The organism is Streptococcus sp. CF8_St5-17, assembly GCF_024295665.1.
In the GTDB taxonomy this organism is placed as follows: domain Bacteria; phylum Bacillota; class Bacilli; order Lactobacillales; family Streptococcaceae; genus Streptococcus.
Window position 1 is genome coordinate 17,097 of record NZ_JANCOU010000008.1, and the last position, 26,481, is coordinate 43,577.

Consider the following 26,481-nt stretch of genomic DNA (forward strand, 5'->3'; position numbering starts at 1 on the left):
TCTCCTTATTATTTAAATTCGTGAATAATGACACCTTGAACGACGCGGTTTACTGTACCTGTAGGTGATGGTGTATCAGGTCTGTTGCCAACTTTAAGTGAAGTCAAGAGAGCAAATAATTGACCATAAACAATATAAGGGAATACACGGTAAACGTCATTCAAAACTCCACCACAGCCAAGTGCTACTTCCTTAACGTTTTCAAGACCAAAGGCTTGATCACTCAAGAGAACAACGCGACGAGCGATTTGGTCCCCTGCAACTTCACGAACCAAGTCTAAGTCATACTTACGAGTATAGTCTGTCGTAGTACCAAAAACTAAAACTACAGTATCTTCATTGATAAGAGATTTTGGACCATGACGGAAGCCAACTGGGCTTTCATACATTGTCGCAACCTGACCAGCAGTCAATTCCAAAATTTTCAGTTGTGCCTCATGAGCAAGCCCGAAGAATGGACCTGCACCTAAGTAAATTACTCGATTAAAGTCTAGGTCAACCAATTCTTTCACATCTGCCACATTGTCAAGAACTTTACAAGCAAGACTAGAAAGCACTTCAAAACGTTCAGCTTTAACAGCAAATTCAGTTGGATCGAAGACCAAAAGTGCTGTCAACATCATAGAAGTAAAGCTTGATGTCATTGCAAATCCAGCGTCATTTGAAGCTGCAGGTTGCAAGAGCAATAGATTACGATCATCTCCATGTGCTTGAAGAGCCAATTCCCCTTCAGCCGCACATGTGATTGTTACTTGATAAAGCTCATCAACTAAAGCTTTTGCCAAGTCAACTGTTGCTACACTCTCAGGTGAGTTTCCACTACGTGCAAATGATACCAAAACAGTCGCCACGTCTTTTTTCAAATAAGTTTGTGGGTTTGCAACGATATCTGTTGTCGCAATAGCATTGAAATTCCATTTACGTTCGTCATAGACTTCCTTGAAGTATGGAACTAAGGTGTCGCCTACATAAGCTGAAGTTCCAGCACCAGTCAGGATAACCTTGATGTAGTCATGTTTAGCTGCAATCCCTTGCAAGAATGCGGCAATTTCATCACGGCGGGCTTGATAGGATTCAAAAGCTTCCTTCCAAACATCTGGTTGTTGGTAAATTTCGCGTGTGGTGATCTCTGCTCCCAACTCAAGCAAATCTTCTTTTGTATAATCTAGCATTGAAAACCTCTAATCTAATATTGTTTCATGATTGAAAACATGGGAATGGGAGTCGCTCCCATTCCCATGTATATTTTTTATAAGATGGTTTGTGACATCTTATTCATCTTCATCGTCATCGAAGCTAGCCAATAAATCATTAACTTTCACAATGCTTTCTGAAGCACGACTCTTATAGTCCGCATCAATGCCTGTTAGGCTTGCATTGATAAATTCAATAACCATTGGAAGGTTCATTCCTGCATAAAGTTCAATGTCACGACCTTCCATAATCAGACGGCTCACCACGTTACATGGTGTTCCACCAAGAAGATCTGCAAAGACTAGGAAATCATCCAATCCTTCAATAGCAGCTTCAAATTTAGCAGTAAATTCTTCTGGTCCATCTTCTGGAAGAAGAGCCACCGCATGAATGTTGTCTTGTGGTCCCATAATCATTTCTGTGCTACCTTTAAGTTCTTCACAGAAACGACCGTGGCTCACTAAAATCAATGATTTAGTCATAAATTATGCGCCCATTCCAAGTGCAAATTTACCAAGAGCAGAAAGAGCCAAGGCAAGCACGATAATGATACCGATAGCTTTTGTAGAGTTCATGCCTTTCTTACCAAGCAACCAGAAGATGAATGCAGTGAAGATTGCTGGAAGCAAACGTGGGAAGATTGAGTTCAAGATGTCTTGGAAGTCAATCATCTTTTCACCGATTGGCAATTTGTATGAAATTTCAAAGTTGATCATTGTTGCTACAAGAGCACCCATCATGAATACACCAAGTACAGATGCAGCTTCAATCAAAGCTGTCAAAGTACTTTGCATGTTGTTGATAAGGTTAACCCCTTCTTTGTATGCAAATTCCAACTGTTTCCAACGGAAGATGTCATACGCTACTGCAACTGCGATCCAAAGGAAGATACCCCAAGGTTGACCAGCGATAGCCATTGTTGCAGCGATAGATCCCATGATAGCAGGTACAAGTGAACCAAAGATTGTATCTCCAAGAGGAGCGAATGGTCCCATCAAACCTGTCTTGATACCGTTAACCGCGTCTTTTGAGACAACGCCATCTTTTTCTTCCATGGCAAGGTCAAAACCAGCGATGATTGTGTGGAAGAATGGTGAAGTGTTGAAGAATTGAGTATGAACTTTCATCATTTCTTTCAACTCAGGAGTTCCATCTCCATACATTTTACGCAATTGTGGCAAGATCATGTAAAGGTAACCTGATGCTTGCATACGTTCGTAGTTCCATCCCAATTGGAAAGTGAACAAGCTACGTTTGTTAATTTGATTAAAATCTTCTTTTGTTAATTTGTAATTAGAATTCGTCATCTTCAATTTCCCCACTTTCTGATGGTGTAGAAGGTGCTGCTACAGCAACTTTTTGGCTGTTCTTGAAGTGAACAACCGCAAGGAAGATACCTACGATAGAGATACCGATCATAGACAATCCTTTGAAGTTGTTAGCAAAGCCAATTTTTTCAGCAACGTCAGCAGGAAGAGTGCCAATGATACCAGCAACTGCTCCACCAAGACCTGTTACGTATGAGTAAAGTACAGTCAACATAGCTGTCAAACCGAATCCCATAGCAAGGTAGTGAAGGTTACGTTTAACTGGAAGGTAACGAAGCAAGATAGCGAATCCAAGACCTGGAAGCATACGACCTGCAAGAGTCAAACCGTCTGCAACCCATTGGTATTCTTTAACAAGGTTTACAACACCTTGTACGAATTCTCCACCGAAAGCAAGGGCGAAGAATACTGGAAGGGCACGAGATAGAGCCCAAGGAACTGCACCAAGAAGATAGTTACGTTCGATTCCTTTGTAGTCAAAGCGTTCGATCGCAGCATCAATACGGTGAGCGAAGAATGTTGTAGTCATACGACCAAGTACGTCGAAGTAAGTCAAAAGTGCTGCTACTGGTACAGCGATTGTAGTGATCGCAAGGTCTGTTTCGATTCCTTGTGAAACTGAGAAAGCAGTCGCAAGAACCGCACCAGAAGTTGCGTCGATACGAGAAGCACCACCGAAGGTACCTACCCCAAGTACGAACAACTGCAAGCTACCACCGATAAACAAACCAGTTGTCAAATCTCCCATGACTAAACCAGTAATGAAACCAGCGAATACAGGCGAACCTGCAGAAGAAACGATCGTCAACTCATCACAGATTTGATAAGCTGAGTACAAAGTGAGAAGTAAAATTTGCCACCATTGTATCATAACAATGACCTCCTAAAAATTTTTTCCTATTTTAATAAGCTCAAAAAGTCTGAAACTGGATCATTTGGAACCATTTGAGCAGTAAGTTTAACACCTTTTTCCGCCAATTTGCGGAAATCTTCCACGTCTTTATCAACTACGTTGATAGAACGAGTGATAGCACGTGTTTCTGGTGTTTGCGACATATTGCCGACATTGAGAGTTTCAAGCGGAACACCTGCTTCTACCAAACCAAGAAAACGGTCTGGTTTACGAGCCACGATAAAGAGACGTTGGCTATCATATTTACCAGCAAGAAGATTCGCTGCCGCTTTTTCAACCGACAAGATACTAAGTTTTACACCTGGTGGTGTAGCAAGTTTCAAACCACTCTTTTCAATATCGTTGTTAACAACTTCGTCGTCTACAACCATAATGCGAGAAACATTTAGCTTCCCAGCCCAAAGATTGGCTACTTGACCGTGGATTAAACGTCCATCGATACGGCATCCTACTATTGTCATAAGTTTTCCCCCTTTATGTGTTTAAATGTAGGTTTACTAGTTAAATGTATGTGCTCTTTGTACTCCCCTTCAGTTTCAAAGATAATGATGCGGTTGGCACCCTCTTTGAGGTAACTATGTGGAATATAAAGAGATAGGGTCGGACCAACGTTCCAGAAGCGTCCTAGATGATGACCATTGACAAAGGCAATCCCTTTACCAAACTCAGAACAATCTAAATAGGTGTCCTTTGGAGTCTCAACTTCAAAGTCAAAGGCGTAAAAGGCTGGTTGCCCTTCTGTCCATCCTTTAGAAAAATCAATCTTCTCAGGATTATCTAATGGAAGTGGATAGTGTTCCCAGTTGAGCAAGAAATGCAAATCTTTACAAACACCTGTGCGAATCCCTTTTCGCTGTGTATCTGCTAAGAATTTGTGTCCATAGTTGACACGCCCCATATTTTCAATAAGGATGTCAAATCTAGAGAGCGTTTTCTTTTTACCTTGATAAAAGATATCTTCACCGATTTCTGTTTGGTACTGTGTTGCCACCCATTTACCATCGATAAAGAGTTGAGCTCTATCGCGTCCGTCAATGATTCGAATGCGTTCTTCATCCGCATCCCAACTTGCTTCCGTACGATAGAGTAGATATCCGTAACCTTGTCCCAGCTCTTCCATTTTCTTAGGGTAGAGACTTTCAATCGGACTTGTCAGGCTATCCAAGGTTTCGAAAAGAGAAACTTTCTCGACCAGTGGAATGTTTTCAACTTCCATACTCTCTTTGTAAAGCGGGTCAGATTGCGGATACTCAGGATAGTAAGTCGCCATCATTTCTTTCACTGCAAAATATTTAGCAGTTGGGTTTCCAGATTCATCAAGAAGAGCGTCATAATCATAAGATGTTACTTGTGGTAGATCAATGGTTCCTCGAGCTGAACAACCATTCATAAAACCAAAGTTCGTTCCACCGTGGAACATGTAAAGGTTAATAGAGCCTTGCTCTAAAACCTCGTGGACAGCTTCTGCTAATTCCTCAGGTTCACGCTTGATGATTGGTTCTTTCCATCGATTGAACCAGCCATCCCAGAATTCCATACACATGAGTGGCCATTTCTTGCCGTGCTCATCAAAGAATTCTTGCATCTGCGAGAAATTATAAGTAGCCTTGGAACCAAAGTTCCCTGTCACAAAGAGATCATCCTCAATTAAGGTTCCAGCCTTAAGAGTTGCTCGCCATGGTCCATCTGATGTGAAAAGCGGACAAGTAACTGCTCGTTCTTCCATCAAACGTCGAATTCCCCTCAAGTAGGTCTTGTCCTCGCCATAGGAACCATACTCATTTTCTACTTGCATCATGAGAATGTTCCCACCGTTTTCCAATAATCTCGGAACTAGACGCGGAAGCAACTGATTATAGTAGCGACCAACCATGTCAATGAAAGCCGGGTCAGATGACCGAATTCTCATCTCCTTGGTCAAGAGCCATGCGGGTAAACCACCGAATTCCCACTCTGCACAGATAAATGGAGAAGGACGTACAATTGCATATAAGCCCAAATCTTGTGCAGTTTGAAGAAATCTCTCTAAATCAAGATTAGCTTCAAAATTAAAGTGTCCTTCAACAGGTTCATGCATGTTCCAAGCGACGTAAGTCTCAACTGTATTGAAGCCTAATGCTTTGAGGTTGTACAATGAATGATGCCAATCTTCCGCAGGAACTCTAAAATAGTGAATGGCCCCAGACAAAATCTTGAATGGTTTCCCATCCAGATAGAAATCATCTTTAATTTCAAATCTTGCCATTCTTCCTCCCCTAAAAGCGAAAAGTTTGCGCTTTCATTTATTGTTATATCAACTATAAACCAATCGGGGAATAATGTCAATAGTTTTTGAAATTTTCTTTAAAATTTTTCTATTTTTTTACTGAATCTTTTCTAAAAATCTCCACAAATCCCATAAAATCAGCATTCTGAATAACTAACTAAAACAAGGAGCAAAACACGAATTATTTATTTGTATTCTAATTTCTTATTCTGATAGTTTAATTTTTTTAAGTGCTTTTCTACTATTTTCCCCGATTTTATGTTAAAATCATATGTGGAGAAGGAAAAAATGAGGTGAAATTATGGCAATTCCAAAGTATCAATACATTAAAGATGAATTAAAAAATAAGATTATTTCTGGTCAATTTGCTAGTGGAGATAAGTTCTACACTGAAGCAGAATTGATTTCCATGTATGATGTTAGTTCAATCACAGTAGTTCGTGCCTTGAATGACCTTGCTAAAGACGGATACATTGTTCGTCAACAAGGTAAAGGAACTTTCGTAGCTCGTGCCCGCAAGCATAAACTCGTTGAATTTTCTGATGTAGAAATCTTCGAAACCAAAGATGATAAAGTAACTGTTCTTTCTATCGAACGCGGAAACGATCTTAAATATTTAGAAAAACTTGGCCTACGTGGCGATCAATTCTATTACAAGATTGAACGTGTTCGTGAAACAAACGGTATCACTTATATCTATCATAGTTCATACATTCCTGAACAATACATCAATGCCAACTATCCAAATCTTGAATACTATAGTTCTATCTATACTCGTTTCAAATTGGACTACCACATTCACATGAATGACGAGCATTTTGAAGAAATTAACGAAATTGTATTTCCGACTCCAGAACATGCCGCTTCTATTTTAGGAATCGACACTAAATTTCCAACTGTCTTCCAAACTAAGACAACTAAGCTTGAAGCAACCGGTCAAGTTTTGGAATACATCGAAACTTATAAACGTTCTGATTTCTACAAAATTAAATTCATCTCTTGTGACCGTGATCACTAATTTTTAAAAAACCTGAGGCTGTTGCCTCAGGTTTTTTATATACCCATTATAGCATTAGCTCCCTTTCTTGAGAACAGTATTTCAGGTAATTCTATAATTAGTAACCTTTTTACTAAAAAATAGTCAAAACTAGAAAAATATATCTTAATTTATAAATTATTCTATTTTTTATAGTAATTTCCTCAAAAACTTGACTTTATTTTAGTTAGAACATACAATAGGATTAGTATGTGAAAACGCTATCAAAAATTCAAAAGGGAGGTTTTTTAATGAAACCAGAAAATAAACAGCGCTTCTCTATTCGTAAATATGCAATCGGGGCAGCTTCTGTATTGATTGGCTTTGCCTTTCAGGCTCAAGCTGTTGCTGCTGACGGAGTTGTGCCTGCTACAACAGAGAATCAGTCTGCTGTCCAAACTACTGGAGAAGTCACTCCACCAACGAGTGAAGAAAAGCTCGAGACTACTCCAACAACAGAAAACGTAGCTCAAGCGTCTCCAGCCGCTCCAGTAACAACTACTGAAGCTCCAAAAGCTGAAGTTGCTTCTGCACCTGCCGTCGAAGAGCCTCTTGCAACAGAAGTAGCTCCAGCTAAGGCAGAAATCACTGAAGAAGCTAAAAAGACAGAATCTGAAAAAGAAAAAGAAGAAAACAAAGAAGTTGCTAAGGTCGAAGCACCCGCAGTCGCTACAGAGAAAGCAGCTCAAGTCAATGAAAAACTGGCTAAAAAGAAAATCGTTTCAATCGATGCAGGGCGTAAATACTTCTCTCCTGAACAACTGAAAGAAATCGTCGATAAAGCCAAACACTATGGTTACACTGATCTTCATCTCCTAGTAGGAAACGATGGCTTGCGCTTCATGCTTGATGATATGTCTCTAACTGTAGGGGACAAAACATACGCAAGCGACGATGTTAAACGTGCTATTGAAAATGGAACAAATGCCTACTACAATGATCCAAACGGTAATCATTTAACCGAAAGTGAAATGACTAACTTGATTAGTTATGCTAAGGATAAAGGAATTGGACTTATCCCAACAGTCAATAGCCCAGGTCACATGGATGCTATCCTTAATGCCATGAAAGAACTTGGTATTGAAAAACCTAACTTCAACTACTTTGGTAAAGAATCTGCACGTACTGTTGACCTTGATAATGAAAAAGCAGTTGCCTTTACAAAAGCTTTGATTGATAAATACGCTGCTTACTTTGCTGGAAAGTCTGAAATCTTCAATATCGGGTTGGATGAGTATGCTAACGATGCTACTGATGCCAAAGGTTGGAGTGTGCTTCAAGCCTATAAATGGTATCCAGAAGATGGCTTCCCAGATAAGGGTTATGATAAATTTATCGCCTATGCTAATGACCTAGCTCATATCGTCAAATCTCATGGTCTGAAACCAATGGCCTTTAACGACGGTATATACTATAATAGTGATACTACTTTCGGTACCTTTGATAAAGACATTATCGTGTCTATGTGGACTGGTGGTTGGGGCGGTTACAATGTTGCCTCATCTAAACTTCTATCTGAAAAAGGACACCAAATCCTCAATACTAATGATGCTTGGTACTATGTTCTCGGACGTAATGCTGACGGGCAAGGTTGGTATAACCTGGACCAAGGTTTGAATGGTATTAAGAGCACACCGATTACTTCTGTTCCAAAAACTGAAGGTGCGGATATTCCTATTATCGGTGGTATGGTAGCTGCTTGGGCCGATACTCCATCTGCACGCTACTCTCCATCTCGCCTATTCAAGCTTATGCGTCAATTCGCAAACTCTAACGCTGAGTACTTCGCTGCCGACTACGAGTCTGCTGAACAAGCTCTTAAAGAAGTTCCAACAGACCTTAGTCGCTATACAGCCGAAAGCGTAACAGCTGTTAAAGAAGCTGAAAAAGCCATTCGTTCTCTTGATAGCAACCTTAGCCGTGCTGAACAAGATAGCATTGACCAAGCAATTGCAAAACTCCAAGAAGCCGTTAGCAACTTGACCTTCACTCCTGAAGCTCAAAAAGAAGAAGAAGCTAAACGTGAAGTTGAAAAAGTTGCTAAAGATAAAGTCATTTCTATCGATGCTGGCCGTAAATACTTTACTTTAGATCAACTCAAACGTATCGTAGATAAGGCTAGCGAACTTGGTTACTCTGACATTCATCTCCTCCTTGGAAATGACGGACTTCGCTTCCTTTTGGATGACATGACGATCACCGCAAACGGCAAGACCTATGCAAGCGACGATGTAAAAAATGCCATCATTGAAGGAACAAAAGCTTACTACGATGATCCAAATGGAACTACTCTGAGCCAAGCTGAAATTACTGAACTTATCCAGTATGCTAAAGATAAGGGTCTCGGGCTCATCCCTGCTATCAACAGCCCAGGTCACATGGATGCTATGCTTGTCGCTATGGAAAAATTAGGCATCGCAAACCCTCAAGCTAATTTTGATAAAGTTTCAAAAACAACCATGGACCTTGAAAACGAAGAAGCAATGAACTTTACAAAAGCCCTTATTGGCAAGTACATGGACTTCTTTGCAGGTAAGACTAAGATCTTTAACTATGGTACAGATGAGTATGCCAATGATGCTACCAATGCTCAAGGTTGGTACTACCTCAAGTGGTATGGCCTCTATGGTAAATTTGCTGAGTACTCAAATAGTCTAGCTGCTATGGCTAAAGAAAAAGGCTTACAGCCAATGGCCTTTAACGATGGCTTCTACTACGATGATAATGACGATGTTGAGTTTGATAAAGATGTCATCATCTCTTACTGGTCTAAAGGCTGGTGGGGTTACAACCTTGCATCTCCTCAATATCTAGCAAGTAAGGGTTACAAAATCCTTAACACTAACGGAGACTGGTACTATGTTCTAGGCAATCATAAAAATGACGAAGCCTACCCTCTATCAAAAGCAATTGAAAATACTGAAAAAGTACCATTCAAGCAACTAGCTTCAACCAAGTATCCGGAAGTCAATCTTCCAACAACTGGTAGTATGCTAGCCATCTGGGCAGACAAACCTCAAGCTGAGTACAAGGAAGAAGAAATCTTTGAACTCATGACTGCCTTTGCAGACCACAACAAAGACTACTTCCGTGCTGACTACAAGGCTCTACGTGAGGAACTTGCTAAAATCCCTGAAAACTTAGAAGGATATAGCACAGAAAGCCTCGATGCTCTCAAGGCTGCTAAAGATGCTCTGAACTACAATCTCAACCGTAATAAACAAGCTGAGTTGGATACGCTTGTAGCCAACCTTAAAGCTGCAAGACTTGGCCTCAAACCAGCTGCAACTCACTCAGGAAGTCTTGACGAAAATGAAGTTGCTGCCAACGTTGAAAATCGACCAGAGCTTATCACAAGAACGGAAGAAATTCCATTTGAGACTGTCAAGAAGGAAAATCCTAACCTTCCAGCAGGACAAGAAAAAGTTGTCACTGAAGGTGCCAAAGGCGAACGTACAATCTACGTCTCAGTTACTACTGAAAATGGTAAAGAAACCGAAACAGTTCTTGAAGAAAAAGTCACAAAAGAAGCTGTCAACCAAGTTGTTGAAGTTGGAACTCCTGTCACTCATGTCGGAGACGAAGAAGGAGTTGCTCCTGTGGCAGATGCAAAACCACGTGTTGTCATCGAGGACGAAGAAATTCCGTTTACAACTATCACTCGTGAAACTGATTCCTTACCTAAGGGAGAAACTCGTGTAGTAACCGAAGGCGTTAAGGGACGTCGTAGTCATTTCTATTCTGTATCTACTGCTGCTGACGGAAGCGAAGTTAAAACATTGGTTACAAGTGTTGTCGCTCAAGAACCAGTTGCTCAAATCATCGAAATCGGAACTCCTGTAACGCATGTGGGAGATGAAAAAGGACTAGCTCCTGTAGCGGAAGAAAAACCAGCACTAGAGATTCCAAATATACCGGCTCCAATTGCAGAAGAAAAACCAAAATTAGAGATTCCAAATGTGCCAGCTCCTGTTGCAGAAGAAAAACCGAAATTAGAAATTCCAAATGTACCAGCTCCAGAAACTGTTCCTGCTAAGGAAAACAAAGCACTTCCTCAAGGACCAGCTCCTGTAGCAAAAGAAAATAAACTTCCTGAGACAGGAAGCCAAGGTTCAGAATGGTTGATTGCTACAGGTCTTATGGCTGCTCTCACAGCATATGGACTTAGCAAGAAAAAAGATTAAGCACAAATAAAAAGCGAGATATAATCTCGCTTTTTTGTTTTATAATTAGTCACCCAAACCGATGCGTTCGAAGATGTCATCCACCCGTTTGGTGTAATATGTTGGGTTGAAGATCTCGTCGATTTCTTCTTGAGTGAGACGTGAAGTTACTTCTGGATCTGCTTCAAGAAGTGGTTTGAAGTCTACTTGGTTATCCCATGATTGGGCAGTCTTTGGTTGTACAAGGTCGTAAGCTTGCTCACGAGTCATACCTTTTTCAATCAAAGCAAGCATGGCACGTTGGCTGAAGATAAGACCAAATGTAGAGTTCATGTTGCGGATCATGTTTTCTGGGAAGACTGTCAAGTTCTTAACGATGTTTCCGAAACGGTTGAGCATGTAGTCAATCAAGATTGTTGTGTCTGGTGCGATAATACGCTCAGCTGATGAGTGAGAGATATCACGTTCGTGCCAAAGGGCTACGTTTTCATAAGCTGTCACCATGTGACCACGGATGACACGCGCAAGACCTGTCATGTTTTCAGAACCAATAGGGTTACGTTTGTGAGGCATTGCTGAAGACCCTTTTTGACCCTTCGCAAAGAACTCTTCCACTTCACGTTGTTCAGATTTTTGAAGTCCACGAATCTCTGTTGCCATACGCTCGATGGAAGTTGCGATGCTAGCAAGAACTGCAAAGTACTCAGCGTGAAGGTCACGAGGAAGGACCTGTGTAGAGATTTCTTGAGCACGGATACCCAATTTGTCGCAGACGTATTTTTCAACGAATGGTGGGATGTTGGCAAAGTTACCAACCGCACCAGAAATCTTACCAGCTTCCAAACCAACAGCCGCATGCTCGAAACGCTCGATATTCCTTTTCATTTCGCTGTACCAAGTCGCCAATTTTAGACCAAAAGTTGTAGGTTCAGCGTGCACACCGTGGGTACGACCCATCATGATGGTGAACTTGTGTTCTTTCGCCTTGTCAGCGATGATGTTGGTGAAATTTTCAAGGTCACGACGGATGATGTCGTTGGCTTGTTTGTAGAGGTAACCATAGGCCGTATCTACCACGTCAGTAGAAGTCAAACCATAGTGAACCCACTTACGCTCTTCACCAAGCGTCTCAGAAACCGCACGTGTAAAGGCAACCACATCGTGGCGCGTCTCCTGCTCAATTTCCAAAATACGGTCGATGTCAAAGTCCGCTTTTTCGCGAATTAAAGCCACATCTTCCTTAGGGATTTCTCCCAACTCAGCCCATGCTTCGTCCGCCAAGATTTCCACCTCAAGCCAAGCACGGTATTTATTTTCTTCAGTCCAAATGTTCGCCATTTCTGGGCGAGAGTAACGTTCGATCATGTTTAATTTTCCTTTCTTTTGATGTTTCACATCAGTTAGCAACTGGCAATCACTTTATTCAAATTCTTCTTTCCCAATCCACACTGACGGATAATGATCCAGTGTATTCAAATCCGTATCCATCGGGACATCATAGATAGCTAAATAGTTTTCAGGATATTGAGCAGTCAGCTCTTCATACTTAGCTTTCACTTTTTCGTGATCGCTACTAGCATACAAGACTTCGACGACTGCTCCCGTCTTTTCTTTTTCAACAAATGCGTTGACAATGAGTTGAATCATAAGACCTCCTAAATCGAAATTCCCTTCATATTTGCTTCCAGAATAGGCATTTTCACACCTAACTCCTGACCAGTCTGATAAACACTTTGACAGCAGTAAAAAATGTCCTGTTTATCATTGTGCAAGGTCATGATTTTTCGGGTCAGCTCATTTTTAGCAAACATGACTTTCATGGCTTTGCCGGCTATCCAAGCGGGAATTTTGTAAGGTAAGAGTTCAGCTTTGTAAAGCTTCAAATTCACGCCACGCGCTTCTACGACTTTCAAAGCCTCTCGAATGGCCTTGATGGCCAATGATAATTCCGAAGAACTATTCATCAAGTTCAAAGCCAGCTGTTCTGGATTTTCCAGATTTCCCGAACGCGCAGCTGTCGAAGTAACACCTGCGTTAATCGCCATGTGAATCCAAATCCACTCGACCATATCATGAGGCACTTCCCACTTCAAATCTGCAGAAACTAGTAAAGCCGTCAGATCAGCATAGTTAGAAATGTGTGCTTTTTGCTCACCTTCTAGCATTAAATGATCAAACAAGACTCCATCCAAATGGTTCTCCTGCATGTGACCACCCGCTGTCGGAAAGGCCAAAATATAGTCGTAATCCCCTGCCCACTCTTGGACCTCTTTTCGAGTATCCCAGAAATTACAGAAGAAAACAAGGGTGCCTTTGATATTGTTTTTTCGCAAGGTCTCCACAGCTTCTTTGACAAGTCCATGACGCACACTGAGAAAAATAAAATCATATTCCGAATCAGCTTCTGCCACATGAACCTCATAGGTATCATGCTTGTTCTCACCTTTGGAATGATAACGACCATCTAGCAGATCAACTGACAACTCCTTAGGTGCATTGTTTTTCTTACTATCTCTCAGTACGTGTTCCACTTGATGACCTGCTTTTTGAAAGGCGTAGGCATAAGTGGTCCCGATGACTCCAAGTCCTAGAATCGCTATTTTCACTTAAAAATCAATCCCTTTCCCAAATTCCTCAACCTTATCCGGCATATCACTAAACAAAGTCACATGTCCCATTTTTCGGTTGTGCTTTGCTTCTAGTTTACCATATAAGTGGAGGTGAGCGCTTGGATTTTCTGTGACATATTTTTCAGCGGCCTCGACGTGCTGGCCGAGGACATTGAGCATGACTGCTGGGGCATGCAGGTGGATAGCTGGCAATGGTGCTCCTAGAACACCGAGAATATGGGTATCAAACTGTGAGAAGTCACAGGCTTCAATCGAGTAGTGTCCTGAGTTATGTGGACGTGGGGCAATTTCGTTGACAATGATATCATCAGCCGTCGCAAACATTTCTACACAAAGCGTTCCAGACAGCTTGAGTTGTTCAGCGATTCGTACTGCTATGGCTTTGGCTTTTTCTGCTAAACTGGCTGAAATACGTGCTGGAACAATGGTTTTAGACAGGATATTGTTGCGGTGGATATTTTCCTGAACTGGGAAAACCGTCACATCCTTGCCATTTCCTGACACGATGACAGAAATCTCAAGGTCAAAGTTGACAAATTCTTCCAAGACACAGTCTGCTGAATCAGCTAGTGCATAGGCTTCTTCCAAGTCTGCTTCCGAACGAACGACCTTCTGACCATGGCCATCGTAACCACCGGTCGCCGTCTTGAGGACATAGTTTTTCGATAGGTCGATATCTGCCAAGTCTTGACTTGAGGTCACAACCTTGTAAGGTGCAACGGTGACTTTGGCCTTGTTTGAGAGAAAGTCCTTTTCAAAAATGCGATTTTGAGAAATGCGGAGCAAGTCCGTTCCTTGAGGGAGTTGCCCATCATTGATAACAGCATCAAGACCATCGGCGTCCACATTTTCAAATTCATAAGTGAGAACATCACAGCGGTCCGCCAACTGACGAAGAGCGTCTACATCATTGTAAGGGGCCACGATGATTTCTGCCACACGAGAGGCCGGGCAATCCGTCGCAGGATCCAGCGCGATAACCTTGTGCCCCATGTAGATAGCAGAAATGGCCATCATCTGACCCAGCTGACCACCACCGATAATTCCGATTGTTTTAGATGAGCTCATTTGTAGACTCCTCTGCAATTTTTCCTTGTTCTTCAGCAAAATTAGCAAGTGCAGTCGCGATGGTTTCGTCTTCTACTGAGAGGAGGCGGAGGGCAAAGAGGGCAGCGTTAGTCGCTCCAGCCTCACCGATAGCCATTGTCGCAACAGGTACGCCTCCCGGCATCTGAACGATAGAGTAGAGAGAATCCACCCCGCTAAGGGCACGAGATTTGACTGGCACACCAATGACCGGAAGGGTAGTTTTAGCAGCTACCATACCTGGCAAGTGAGCCGCGCCCCCCGCACCTGCGATGATGACCTTAATGCCACGGCTGCGTGCTTCTTCGGCATGTTTGAACATGAGGTCTGGTGTCCGGTGAGCAGAGACAACTTTCTTTTCGTAAGCGACACCGAAGTTGTCGAGGACTTCAGCGGCTTTTTGCATGGTTGCCCAGTCGGACTTTGAGCCCATGATGATGGAAATTACTGGTTTCATAGTTAATAATATCCTTTTCTTTTTTGATAATGGTCTTAGGTGGTGGGGACGGAAGCAAACCTTCGGTTTCATTCCTAAACTTTGAGCCTAAGGTCTCAAAGTTTCCCCCGACCAGAACAGATGCTGTTCTGGTCTTTTCACCACGGCAACCATTATCTTAGTTTGGCTCGCTTTCGCTCGCCATGACAAAGTTAGTATCTGTTAATCTTTTATGGCCTTGCTACCGATATCTTTTCGGTAAAAGAGGCCTTCTGTGTTTTGTTTGTTGAGTTCATTGTAGATGATGTTTTGGCCATCTTTGACGGTGTCTGCTGTTGTGACAAGCATGTAGACGCGTCCGCCGTTTGAGAGGAGGTCTTGGCAATTTTCAGCGAATTTGGCACCAGCATAGTAAGTGATGATGTCGCCTTCTGTCTTGGCTGGAAGCTTGACACCCTTCTCATAAGCGAGTGGGTAGCCGTTTGATGCGACAACCACACCCAGTGTCACACCCTTGTCCGTCCAAGTGATGGTCGGCTCTTTGCCATCCAAAATATCAGTAATATTTTGTGCAAAATCAGATGTCAAACGAGGCAAGATGATTTGCGTTTCAGGATCTCCGAAACGAGCGTTAAACTCGATAACTTTAGGGCCATCAGCTGTCAGGATAAGCCCCGCGTAAAGGACACCAAGATAAGGGCGACCTTCTTTAATCATACCTTCGAGGACTGGCTTGACAATGGTGTCAACCGCTGTGTCAACCACGCTCTGTGGCAAATGAGGAACTGGCGCATAGGCACCCATCCCACCAGTGTTAGGGCCCTTGTCGCCATCGTAGGCACGTTTGTGGTCCTGTGCCGTTGGCATAATGTAGAACTTATCCCCATTGACAAAGGCAAAGAGAGAGAACTCTTCTCCTTCAAGGAATTCCTCAATAACCACGCGCGCGCCTGAATCACCGAATTTATTGTCCAAAAGCATCTCATGAGCGGCTTCAACTGCTTGCTCGACTGTCTCCGCAACGACGACACCTTTCCCAAGAGCCAGCCCATCTGCCTTGACGACGATTGGAGCGCCTTTTTCTTCGATGTAAGCCTTAGCTTCCTCGAAATCTGAAAAGGTGCCATAGGTTGCTGTCGGAACGTCGTATTTGACCATGATTTCCTTAGCAAAATCCTTGGACCATTCCAGCTCCGCTGCCAATCTTGTCGGACCAAAGGCTTTGAGACCTTCCGCATTGAAATCATCCACAATACCAGCCGCAAGGGCGTCATCTGGACCAATGAAGGACCAAGCAATATCGTTGGCTTTTGCAAACTCAATTAATTTAGAATGTTCGGAAATAGAGATATCCACCAATTCCAGACCATCCAGAGTCATCCCGTCATTCCCAGGAGCTACAAAGACTTTTTCAACGTCTTTTGACTCAAGCAACTTCTTAGCAATGGCATGTTCACGACCACCTGAGCCGACAACTAACAGCTTCATCTTACAACCTCTTTTGCGAATTATTTACCAATATTATACCATAAACGTTCGTTTTAATCTTGTTTCGTTTCGCTTTTTAAGCAAAAAAAGGAAAGAAACTGTTTTCTTCCCTTTTATTTTCTTAATGTCTAAAATGTCTCACGCCTGTGAAGACCATGGTCAAGCCGTATTTATCAGCCGCTTCGATGGATTCTTGGTCACGGACAGAGCCCCCTGGCTGGATGATGGCCTTGATACCTGCTTTGGCGATTTCTTCCACGTTATCCGCAAATGGGAAGAAGGCATCCGAAGCAAGAACAGCACCGTCAAGACGGTCTTTAGCTTGGTCAATAGCGATGCGGACAGATGCCACACGATTGGTTTGACCTGGGCCAACACCAAGTGTCATGTGGTCGTTGGTCACGATGATCCCATTTGATTTGACGTACTTGATAGCTTTCCAAGCAAACTCAAGAGCTGTCGCTTCTGTTTCAGTTGGTTGGCGTTTGGTCACTACTTGCCAGTCAGCTGGACTTTCTTTAACAACGTCTTGGTTTTGAACGAGGAGACCACCAACAACACCAGTGTATTCTGCTTCCACTTCGCTAGCATCTTGAGCATCAAACGGCAACTCAAGGATGCGCAAGTTTTTCTTCTTGGTTGTCAAAATTTCAAGCGCCTCGTCTGTGTAGCTTGGTGCAATGATGATTTCGAGGAAAACGCCGTGCATCTTTTTAGCTGTCGCAGCATCTACTTCACGGTTGAGAACGACAATACCACCAAAGATAGACACTGGATCAGACTCATAAGCGTAGTCCCAAGCAGTTTCGATATCATCAGCTTGACCGATCCCACATGGATTCATGTGTTTGAGAGCCACCACGGTTGGACGATCTTTGAAGTCACGGATGATACGGATAGCGGCATCAGCATCACGGATATTGTTAAAGGACAATTCTTTACCGTTAAGTTGTTTCGCTGATGCAATCGAATAATCCGTTGGTAAAGCTTTTTGGTAGAAGTCAGCGTCTTGTTGAGGGTTTTCACCGTAACGCATTGGTTGCTTAAGGTCGTAAGTCAAAGTAAGTTTTTCAGGTTTTGTTTCACCCACTTGAGCTGTGAAGTATTCTGCAATCAAGGCATCGTATGAAGCTGTGTGACGGTATACTTTCGCTGCCAAACGTTGGCGAGTTTCGTAGCTTGTTTCGCCGTTCGCTGATAATTCGTCAAGAACAACAGCATAGTCAGCAGGGTCTACCACAACTGTTACGCTAGCGTGGTTTTTAGCTGCTGAACGAAGCATAGACGGACCACCAATATCGATATTTTCAACCGCATCAGCGTAAGTCACGTCTGGTTTAAGAATCGTTTCCTTGAATGGGTAAAGGTTTACCACAACAAGGTCGATAAGTTCGATATTATTATCCTTAGCTGCTTCCAAGTGGCTATCCAAGTCACGACGAGCGAGAAGCCCTCCGTGGATATTTGGGTGGAGGGTCTTCACACGACCGTCCATCATTTCCGGGAAACCAGTCACATCATCGATAGCAATGGTCTCCACCCCAGCATTGTCAAGGGCAACTTTAGTACCACCAGTTGAGATGATGTCCCAACCGAGTTTTTTTAGTTCTTGGGCAAATTCAACAATACCCGCTTTGTCTGAGACTGAAATAAGTGCTCGTTTTGTCATTTTTTCTCCTTTTGAATAAATAGGATTTTGAGGTGATTAAAGACTAATCTAACTCATATAAAAGGTAGTTATCAAAATTTATGATTCCTTTGAGGTAATCTCGGTCTGCCTTAGACAACTCAAATTCTGGAAAAGTCGCAATTAAACTGGACAAATAAAAATAATTCGGGTGCCGACGATAAGAAAAACCTGCTTGACCGAATTTCCCTTGACAAAAATCATAGGCAAGTTTTAATTCTTGACTTGTGACACCGTCTAAAATTTTATCTAACTCTGAAAGCTGACTTTTATCAGTATTTTCTATCATGGCTTTCACTGTATTTACTAAAACAAAAAGAAAATCATTTGTATTATCCAGTAGGATTGGTCTGTTAGATAACTTATTCTTTAACTCCATATAGTATTGGTCCATAATCATTTCTTCCTCTCCACTCCCAAATGTTCCAACACTTCTGGATACAACTTGTACTCCGCTTCATGGATGCGAGTCTCGAAAGTATCAAGGGTATCCCCTTCAAGGCGGGGCACTCGGACTTGTTTGATGACCTTCCCAGTATCAACACCAGAATCCACCCAATGGATAGTCACACCGCTCTCAGCAACGCCTGCATTCCAAGCATCCTCAATGCCATGAGCACCTGGAAATTCAGGGAGATAAGCCGGGTGAATATTGATGATACGACCTTCATAAGCTGCTAACAAGGCTGGCCCGACGATTTTCATGTAGCCTGCGAGACAAACGAGGTCAATCTGGTGTTCATCCAAGAGTTCGACGATGGCTCCTTCATAGTCTGCCTTGTTTTCAAACTCCTTGAGTTCAAAAGCGTAGGATAATACCCCAAGATTCTCTGCACGCTCAAGTACATAGGCATCCCGATGATCTGAAAAGACAAATTCTACTGGAAATTGTTCTGCAATCACCTGAAAGTTTGAGCCGTTACCAGAGGCAAAAACAGCAAGCCTTTTAGTCATTATTTAATCACCACACTTGCATCTGTCTTCTTGACAATCCGACCAATTTCATAAACAGGTTCGTCAAGAAGTTCTTTGACACGTTCCACATTTTCTGGTTTGACCGCAAGCATGAGACCAATTCCCATGTTGAAGATTTCAAACATTTCTTCGTGTTTGATTTGGCCATATTTTTCAAGAGCTTTGAAAATTGGAAGAACTGGCACTTTGCTTTCGTCAATTTCAGCAGCCAAGTCATCCGCGAACATACGTGGTACATTTTCGATGAAACCACCACCTGTGATGTGGGCAATTCCGTTGACCAATTCTTCTTTGATGAGTGGCAAAGCTGCTTTGACGTAGATACGAGTTGGTTCCAAAAGAACGTCTTTAAGTTTCTTCCCTTCCAATTCTGGGAGAACTTCCTCACCTGTGTAATCTGCAAAGACACGACGAACAAGTGAGTAACCATTTGAGTGGATACCGCTTGAAGCAAGTCCAAGAATCACATCCCCTTCAGCTACTTTTGAACCGTCAATGATTTGAGATTTTTCTGCAACACCGACAGCAAACCCAGCCAAATCATAGTCATCTTCACCATACATACCAGGCATTTCAGCTGTTTCGCCACCGATAAGGGCTGCACCAGCCTGCACACAACCTTCTGCAACACCAGCAACGACTTGCTCTAATTTAGCTGGTTCATTTTTACCAGTTGCGATATAGTCAAGGAAGTAAAGGGGCTCCGCACCTGCAGCGATGATATCGTTAACACACATGGCCACACAGTCTTGACCGATGGTATCGTGTTTGTCGTACTTGATAGCAAGCATGAGTTTAGTACCGACACCATCTGTACCTGAAATCAAAACAGGCTCTTTGACACCTGTTTTTGAAAGGTCGAACATACCACCGAAGCCACCGAGAGCTCCCATAACACCTGCACGCTCCGTACGTGCCACGTGTTTTTTGATACGTTCAACAACTTCATAACCCGCTTCAACGTCCACACCAGACTGCGCATAAGCATTTTTATTTGTCATTTGTTTATTCCTTTTCCTTTCCTTCAATGGGGAATTTTATTTGTAAAAACTCGTTTTTTCTTCCAAACTTCTACGATATTCTTCTTCATAGTCATAGAGAGGAGTTGGATATTTCCCATCAAAGTAAGCCACACAGAGACCGCCATTTGGCGCATCTGTTTCAATCCCAATAGAGTCAATCAAGCCATCAATCGAAAGATAAGTCAGGCTATCCGCACCAATGATTTGGCAAGTTTCCTCAACGGTATGATTGGCCGCAATCAACTCCTGACGTGTCTGGATATCAATCCCGTAGAAACATGGATAGGCAAGAGCAGGACTACCGATGGCAACGTGTACTTCTGACGCTCCTGCTTCTTTCAAAAGTTGGACAATACGACGAGATGTTGTTCCTCGCACAATCGAGTCATCAATCATGACCACACGTTTGCCTTTCACGACACCAGAAACGGCAGACAATTTCATTCGAACCCCTTGCTCACGCAATTCTTGAGTTGGTTGGATAAATGTCCGTTGCGTATATTGGTTCTTGATAAGACCCATTTCATTTGGCAACCCTGATTCTTCCGCAAAGCCCATCGCTGCGCTGAGTGAGGAATTTGGAACACCAACTACGATATCGGCTTCATGCTTGAACTCACGTGCCAATTGAGCTCCCATTCTCTTACGAGCCGTATGGACATTGACACCATGGATATTCGAGTCAGGACGGGCAAAGTAGATATACTCCATGGAACAGATTGCCAACTGAGTATCGTTTGTATAGCTGTCATACTGGATGCCATTATCATCAATAATGACAATCTCGCCTGGTTTCACGTCACGAATCCACTCAGCACCAATGACTTCAAAGGCACAGGTTTCAGAGGAAACGACAACTGCTCCATTCGCCATTTTCCCGATTGACAGAGGACGGAAACCATTTGGATCAAGCGCTGCAATTAACTTATCTTCAAACATCAAGAGATAAGCGAAACCACCTTTGACAAGACTGAGTGCTTCCTTGATTTTGCCCATCAGGTTTGGATTGTGGCTACGACGAATCAAGTGAGCCAAGATTTCTGAATCAGAGGTTGAACTGAAGATTGCCCCTCTTTGTTCCAATTCTTGCTTGAGAGATTCTGCATTGGTCAGATTCCCATTGTGAGCCAAACCAAACTGCATATCGTGAAAACGGAAGAGGAAAGGTTGGATATTGTCTACAGAAGCTTCTCCCGCAGTCGCATAACGCACGTGTCCAATAGCTCCAGTTCCTGTCAATTTATCCAAATTAGCAGGATTTTTGAAGACTTCTGATAAAAGCCCCATATCTCGATGACGCTTCAATTGTCCATGATCATTGGAGAGGATCCCTGCCCCCTCCTGACCACGGTGCTGAAGACTATGGAGGCCAAAATAGGTTAATTTGGCAGCATCTGGGTGGCCCCAGATACCAAAAACACCACATTCTTCATTAAGAGATTTTACTTCGTATGTCATTTTGTATACCTTTTATTTTCCAGTAAAGTATTTAACCGCTGACGCAAAGAGGTGTTGGTCTTTATTTCCTGGAATATTTTGGAAGAGACCGTCTTCGAAACGTTCTGAGTGACCCATCTTACCAATAATTTGACCGTTCTTACTTGTGATACCTTCGATCGCATTTACAGATCCGTTAGGATTGTATTTAGAATCCATGCTTGGTTTACCATCAAAGTCAACGTATTGGGTAAAGATTTGACCATTGTCACGAAGTTCCGCAAATTCCTCAGCAGTCACGACAAACTTACCTTCACCGTGTGATACTGGGATGGCATGGATGTCACCAACTTTTACTCCAGCAAGCCATGGTGAGTTCGTGTTGGCAATACGTGTTTCCACCATCTTGGCCACGTGTTGGTTGGCATCATTGTAGAAGAGGGTTGGACTCGTGCTACTTGCATCTTCAAAGTTACCATATGGAAGAAGACCTGATTTAACAAGGGCTTGGAATCCGTTACAGATACCGATGATCAAACAACCGCGTTCGATGAAGCTATCAATGGCTGCACGTACTTTTTCATTGAGCAAGATGTTCACGATGAATTTAGCTGATCCATCTGGTTCATCCGCTGCTGAGAAACCACCTGCAAAGAAGATAATGTTAGCTTTTTCGATATTGTCAACCATGGTGTCAACAGACTTGACAATTGCTTCTTCATTAAGTGTTACAAATGGTACCAAGTTGACTTTTGCACCTTCTTTTTCAAAGGCTTTAGCTGAATCGTACTCAGAGTTAGTACCTGGGAATACTGGGATGTAAACCACTGGTGTCTCAACTGTTTCTTTAACTTTGATCACAGTATCAGATGCCACAGCAGGTACTTCTTCGATTTCAGTAGCTTGTACAAATTCAGTTGGGTAAACCTCTTCCAATTTACCTTGGAAGGCACTGTCAAGTTTGTGCCCATCAAGCGTTACACCGTTGACAGTAAGTGTAAAGTCAGCTGCGGTTTGTCCAATCTTGGCAACACCTGCAATCTCTTCAGGAGATGTGAAGACGAATCCACCCAATTGACCTGTCAAGGCAGTCTCAAGATTTTCAAGGCTTACAGTGGCACCAATATGGTTACCAAATGTTGCAAGGGCAAGAGTTTCAACCACACCACCATATTTGACAGCTGATGCAGATGTGACTTTACGCTCTGCTTGGATAGCTTCAAATTGAGCGAAGTTGGATTTAATAAGATCAAAGTCAATTTCTTGTGCCAAAGCTTGACCAGGAATGTAGTAAATATTTTCACCAGCAGCTTTAAATTCTGGAGAAAGAACCTTACGACTATCTGCAGTTGTCACACCAAAAGCAACCAAGGTTGGTGGTACTGTCAATTCTTCAAAGGTACCAGACATAGAGTCTTTACCACCGATAGATGGTAAACCAAGTTGAATCTGGGCTTCAATGGATCCAAGGAGAGCAGCTACTGGTTGACCAAAACGCTCTGCTTGTTTATCCATACGCTCGAAGTATTCTTGATAAGAGAAACGAGCCTTAGACCAATTTGCACCAGTAGCAACCAAACGAGCTGTTGCTTCGATTACTGCATAGGCAGCGCCATGATATGGAGACCATTCTGCTACATAAGGGTTGAATCCTTGCGCCATAACAGAAGCAGTTGTTGTCACGCCATGTTGGACTGGCAATTTCTGTACAGAAGCTTCCGTTGGTGTGATTTGGTAGCGACCACCGAGTGGGTGATTGACTGTTGAACGACCAACTGAACTATCAAAGATGGTTTGTAACCCTTTTTGACTGGCATGGTTCAGGTCAGCCAAGACTTCAAGAGTATCCGCTTCAAGTGTTTCAGCAGATGTTTGACGTTCTTCTGGAAGCTTGACATCCTTGTCAACCACCTTAGCATCTACAACCACACGTACACCGTTTGTATCAAGGAAACGACGTTCCAAATCAACGATGGTTTCACCATTCCAGTGCATGACAAGATTTGGTTTTTCAGTCACTGTCGCAACGACAACAGCATCAATATTTTCTTTATTACATGCTGCAACGAAAGCATCTACATCTTCTGGACGAACCACTACGGCCATACGCTCTTGAGATTCAGAGATAGCAATTTCTGTACCGTTCAAGCCTTGGTATTTCAATGGCACTTTGTCTAGATCAATTTCAAGACCATCTGCCAATTCACCGATAGCCACACAGACACCACCAGCACCAAAGTCATTTGATTTCTTGATCAGACGGGTCACTTCCCCATTACGGAAAAGACGTTGAATCTTACGTTCTTCGATGGCATTCCCTTTTTGAACCTCAGCACCAGCTGTTTCAACAGATTCAACCGTTTGAACTTTAGAAGAGCCTGTCGCACCACCGACACCATCACGTCCAGTCTTACCACCGAGCAAGATAATCACATCACCTGCTTCAGGTTTCTCACGGACAACATTTTCCTTAGGAGCCGCACCGACAACTGCACCTAGCTCCATACGCTTAGCAACGAAACCTGGGTGGAAGTATTCACGAACGTAAGTTGTTGCAAGACCAATTTGGTTACCGTATGAAGAATAACCGTGAGCCGCTGTTTTAGAAATCACTTGTTGTGGCAATTTACCAGCACGAGTTTCAGCAATTGGTGTTGTAATATCACCAGCACCTGAGATACGCATAGCTTGGTAAACGTATGAACGACCTGACAATGGGTCACGAATGGCACCACCGATACAAGTAGCCGCTCCACCAAATGGTTCAATCTCAGTTGGGTGGTTGTGGGTTTCATTCTTGAACATAAGAAGCCATGGTTCTTTGACACCATTGACATCCACTTCAATTTCAACAGAGCAGGCATTGATTTCATCAGACACTTCCATGTCATCCAAACGACCATTAGCACGCTCATAACGGCCAAAAATAGTCGCCATGTCCATCAAGGTTTGAGGTTTTTCTGTACGTCCCAACTCATCACGCATGGCAATATACTTGTCATAAGTTGCTTGCAATTGTTTTTTGAATTTAGAAGCTGAGAAGTCGATGTTTTTCAACTCAGTCTCGAAAGTTGTGTGACGGCAGTGGTCAGACCAGTAAGTATCCAACACCTTCAACTCAGTCTCAGTTGGCACACGGCCAATAGATTTGAAGTAATCTTGGATGAAGAGAAGGTCATCCACTTCCATTGCCAATCCTTGCTCAGCCTTATACTGTGCAAAATCTTCTGCCGTATAAGTTTCAAAGAAATCCAAGCTTGGAATGGTCTTATCAGACTCAGAAAATTCTTGTTTGGCAATACCAACAGTGATGTCTTTGAAACGAGAATCAACTGGGTTCAAGAGATAATTTTTGACAGCTTCCAACTCATTCGCATCAATATCCTTGTTAACCAAGTACAATTGTGCTGTGTTCACTGTTACATCATTTGAACTACCCAACAACAGCAAAGCTTCCTGTGAAGATGCCGCACGTTGGTCAAATTGACCCGGCAAGCTTTCGATAGCAAAGAAAGCATACTTCTCAAGATCAGCCTTAACCGTAGCTTCATCCAAAACAGTATCGGTCACCTGCTCAGAGAAGATATGTTTTTCCGCACGCGCAAACAAGTCCTCTGCCAAACCAAAAACATCATAAACCTGAACAATCCGAAGATCATTCAAAGTTTTCAACTGAAGATTATGCTGTAATTCTTTTACCAAAGAGTCAGATTTGACACGAAAATCAGCTTTTTTCTCAACGAAAATACGTTTATCCATTTTAGTTCCTTTATCTATTTCTACTTAAAGATTGTAGTGACGACCAAGCAGAACTTTACTTCAAGCCCTGCAATTTTTCCAATACAACTTCATAAACATCTGTCAAGCTACCAAGATCACGACGGAGTGAAAAGGTCTAGTAGACCTTTTCAGCCTGAGTCCTTTTACTTGAAAGACGAAGGTTTCCCGTTTCAAACAACTTATTTCAAGTCTTGCAACTTCTCTAACACAACCTTATAAACATCCGTTAGACTGCCCAAATCCCTACGGAAAACATCCTTGTCCATATGGTGCCCTTCAGCATCCCAAAGGCGGCAGTTATCTGGTGAAAATTCATCTGCCAAGATAATCTTGCCATCCTTATCAAAACCAAATTCCAATTTGAAGTCAATCAAACGAAGACCAATTTGTGCAAACCAATCTTTCAACAATTCATTGATACGACGCGTTTCTTCCTTGATATAAGCAATTTGCTCATCATTGGCAATATCCAAGAACTTGACATGCTCATCATTGATAAATGGATCATCCAACTCATCATTTTTGTAGTAAAATTCAACGATTGGAGTTTTCAAGTCCAAACCTTCTTCAACACCGAAACGTTTTGAGAAAGAACCCGCAGTCACGTTACGAAGCACAACCTCCAAAGGAATGATTGAAACCTTCTTGTTCAATTGTTCGGTATCAGAGATACGTTCGATAAAGTGAGTAGCCACACCCGCAGCATTCAATTTTTCAAAAATAAGAGACGAAATCTGATTATTGAGCACACCTTTGCCTTCGATGGTCTCTTTACGAGCACCATTCAGCATGGTAGCCTGGTCCTTATAAACGGACCTAATCACATGTTCGTCTTCTGTAGTATAGATATCTTTAGCTTTTCCCGTATAAATAAGTTTACTGGACATTTTCTTGTTCGCCTTTCGTATTACTTGGCCTCATTCTAACACAAAAACAAGCAGAAATCAAATGTTTTACGAACGTAAACGTATTCTTCGTTCTAAAACGTTTAGAAAAAAATCAAATCAGACTATTTAGATAACCAGACCATAATCATTCAA

Annotated in this window: 21 protein-coding genes; 2 read left to right on the plus strand and 19 right to left on the minus strand. The window is 42.5% G+C overall.

Translation table 11 applies throughout. The features are described from left to right. Positions 1 to 8 precede the first annotated feature (8 nt). The 6 genes from NMM19_RS06980 to NMM19_RS07005 all read right to left on the minus strand — a co-directional run bounded on the left by NMM19_RS06980 (position 9) and on the right by NMM19_RS07005 (position 5,680). On the minus strand, positions 9 to 1,172 hold the full coding sequence (locus NMM19_RS06980) for an SIS domain-containing protein (RefSeq protein ID WP_178894417.1): 1,164 nt from the start codon (positions 1,170 to 1,172) through the stop codon (positions 9 to 11). Between the two features lie 99 nt (positions 1,173 to 1,271). Beyond that, positions 1,272 to 1,676, minus strand: a complete 405-nt coding sequence (locus tag NMM19_RS06985) for a PTS sugar transporter subunit IIA (protein ID WP_006149628.1) — start codon at positions 1,674 to 1,676, stop codon at positions 1,272 to 1,274. Between the two features lie 3 nt (positions 1,677 to 1,679). Beyond that, a complete protein-coding gene (locus NMM19_RS06990) occupies positions 1,680 to 2,501 on the minus strand; it encodes a PTS system mannose/fructose/sorbose family transporter subunit IID (protein WP_178894416.1) in 822 nt (273 codons plus the stop codon). Next, positions 2,488 to 3,393, minus strand: a complete 906-nt coding sequence (locus tag NMM19_RS06995) for a PTS mannose/fructose/sorbose/N-acetylgalactosamine transporter subunit IIC (RefSeq protein WP_178894415.1) — start codon at positions 3,391 to 3,393, stop codon at positions 2,488 to 2,490. The genes NMM19_RS06990 and NMM19_RS06995 overlap by 14 nt, the downstream gene beginning before the upstream one ends. Before the next feature lie 26 nt (positions 3,394 to 3,419). Continuing rightward, positions 3,420 to 3,896 carry a PTS system mannose/fructose/N-acetylgalactosamine-transporter subunit IIB gene (locus NMM19_RS07000; protein ID WP_178894414.1) on the minus strand — a complete coding sequence of 159 codons (477 nt, stop codon included), beginning with the start codon at positions 3,894 to 3,896 and terminating at the stop codon, positions 3,420 to 3,422. Beyond that, on the minus strand, positions 3,893 to 5,680 hold the full coding sequence (locus NMM19_RS07005) for a beta-galactosidase family protein (RefSeq protein WP_178894413.1): 1,788 nt from the start codon (positions 5,678 to 5,680) through the stop codon (positions 3,893 to 3,895). Before NMM19_RS07005 ends, NMM19_RS07000 begins: the two co-directional genes overlap by 4 nt. 322 nt (positions 5,681 to 6,002) lie before the next feature. Between NMM19_RS07005 and NMM19_RS07010 the strand changes: the two genes are divergently transcribed. Both NMM19_RS07010 and strH read left to right on the plus strand, forming a co-directional pair. Continuing rightward, positions 6,003 to 6,719: a GntR family transcriptional regulator gene (locus NMM19_RS07010; RefSeq protein ID WP_178894412.1), complete on the plus strand. Its 717-nt coding sequence runs from the start codon at positions 6,003 to 6,005 to the stop codon at positions 6,717 to 6,719. A gap of 269 nt (positions 6,720 to 6,988) precedes the next feature. After that, complete coding sequence (gene strH / locus NMM19_RS07015; protein ID WP_254730703.1) at positions 6,989 to 10,921, plus strand: LPXTG-anchored beta-N-acetylhexosaminidase StrH; 3,933 nt, start codon at positions 6,989 to 6,991, stop codon at positions 10,919 to 10,921. 45 nt (positions 10,922 to 10,966) lie between these two features. Here the strand turns inward: strH and purB are convergent, their stop codons facing one another. The 13 genes from purB to purC all read right to left on the minus strand — a co-directional run bounded on the left by purB (position 10,967) and on the right by purC (position 26,328). After that, on the minus strand, positions 10,967 to 12,265 hold the full coding sequence (gene purB / locus NMM19_RS07020; protein WP_178894410.1) for an adenylosuccinate lyase: 1,299 nt from the start codon (positions 12,263 to 12,265) through the stop codon (positions 10,967 to 10,969). 54 nt (positions 12,266 to 12,319) lie between these two features. Next, the gene (locus NMM19_RS07025; protein WP_013904397.1) at positions 12,320 to 12,547 is read right to left on the minus strand and encodes a hypothetical protein; all 228 of its coding nucleotides are present in this window, start codon (positions 12,545 to 12,547) and stop codon (positions 12,320 to 12,322) included. 8 nt (positions 12,548 to 12,555) lie between these two features. Beyond that, a complete protein-coding gene (locus NMM19_RS07030) occupies positions 12,556 to 13,506 on the minus strand; it encodes a ketopantoate reductase family protein (protein WP_178894409.1) in 951 nt (316 codons plus the stop codon). Next, positions 13,507 to 14,598 carry a 5-(carboxyamino)imidazole ribonucleotide synthase gene (purK, locus tag NMM19_RS07035; protein WP_178894408.1) on the minus strand — a complete coding sequence of 364 codons (1,092 nt, stop codon included), beginning with the start codon at positions 14,596 to 14,598 and terminating at the stop codon, positions 13,507 to 13,509. Continuing rightward, on the minus strand, positions 14,585 to 15,073 hold the full coding sequence (gene purE / locus NMM19_RS07040; protein WP_178894407.1) for a 5-(carboxyamino)imidazole ribonucleotide mutase: 489 nt from the start codon (positions 15,071 to 15,073) through the stop codon (positions 14,585 to 14,587). The genes purK and purE overlap by 14 nt, the downstream gene beginning before the upstream one ends. A gap of 201 nt (positions 15,074 to 15,274) precedes the next feature. Continuing rightward, a complete protein-coding gene (gene purD, locus NMM19_RS07045; protein ID WP_178894406.1) occupies positions 15,275 to 16,540 on the minus strand; it encodes a phosphoribosylamine--glycine ligase in 1,266 nt (421 codons plus the stop codon). Between the two features lie 121 nt (positions 16,541 to 16,661). Next, positions 16,662 to 18,209, minus strand: a complete 1,548-nt coding sequence (gene purH, locus NMM19_RS07050) for a bifunctional phosphoribosylaminoimidazolecarboxamide formyltransferase/IMP cyclohydrolase (protein WP_178894405.1) — start codon at positions 18,207 to 18,209, stop codon at positions 16,662 to 16,664. A 43-nt stretch (positions 18,210 to 18,252) separates the two neighbouring features. Then, on the minus strand, positions 18,253 to 18,621 hold the full coding sequence (locus NMM19_RS07055; protein ID WP_002224354.1) for a hypothetical protein: 369 nt from the start codon (positions 18,619 to 18,621) through the stop codon (positions 18,253 to 18,255). 2 nt (positions 18,622 to 18,623) lie between these two features. Beyond that, the gene (gene purN / locus NMM19_RS07060; RefSeq protein ID WP_178894404.1) at positions 18,624 to 19,181 is read right to left on the minus strand and encodes a phosphoribosylglycinamide formyltransferase; all 558 of its coding nucleotides are present in this window, start codon (positions 19,179 to 19,181) and stop codon (positions 18,624 to 18,626) included. Next, positions 19,181 to 20,203, minus strand: coding sequence for a phosphoribosylformylglycinamidine cyclo-ligase (gene purM / locus NMM19_RS07065; protein ID WP_045762506.1), 1,023 nt, complete (start codon positions 20,201 to 20,203; stop codon positions 19,181 to 19,183). The genes purN and purM overlap by 1 nt, the downstream gene beginning before the upstream one ends. 36 nt (positions 20,204 to 20,239) lie before the next feature. Further along, positions 20,240 to 21,682, minus strand: a complete 1,443-nt coding sequence (gene purF / locus NMM19_RS07070) for an amidophosphoribosyltransferase (protein ID WP_045613307.1) — start codon at positions 21,680 to 21,682, stop codon at positions 20,240 to 20,242. 12 nt (positions 21,683 to 21,694) lie between these two features. Next, positions 21,695 to 25,420: a phosphoribosylformylglycinamidine synthase gene (locus tag NMM19_RS07075; RefSeq protein WP_254730706.1), complete on the minus strand. Its 3,726-nt coding sequence runs from the start codon at positions 25,418 to 25,420 to the stop codon at positions 21,695 to 21,697. Between the two features lie 200 nt (positions 25,421 to 25,620). Continuing rightward, on the minus strand, positions 25,621 to 26,328 hold the full coding sequence (gene purC, locus NMM19_RS07080) for a phosphoribosylaminoimidazolesuccinocarboxamide synthase (protein ID WP_178894402.1): 708 nt from the start codon (positions 26,326 to 26,328) through the stop codon (positions 25,621 to 25,623). Positions 26,329 to 26,481 lie beyond the last annotated feature (153 nt).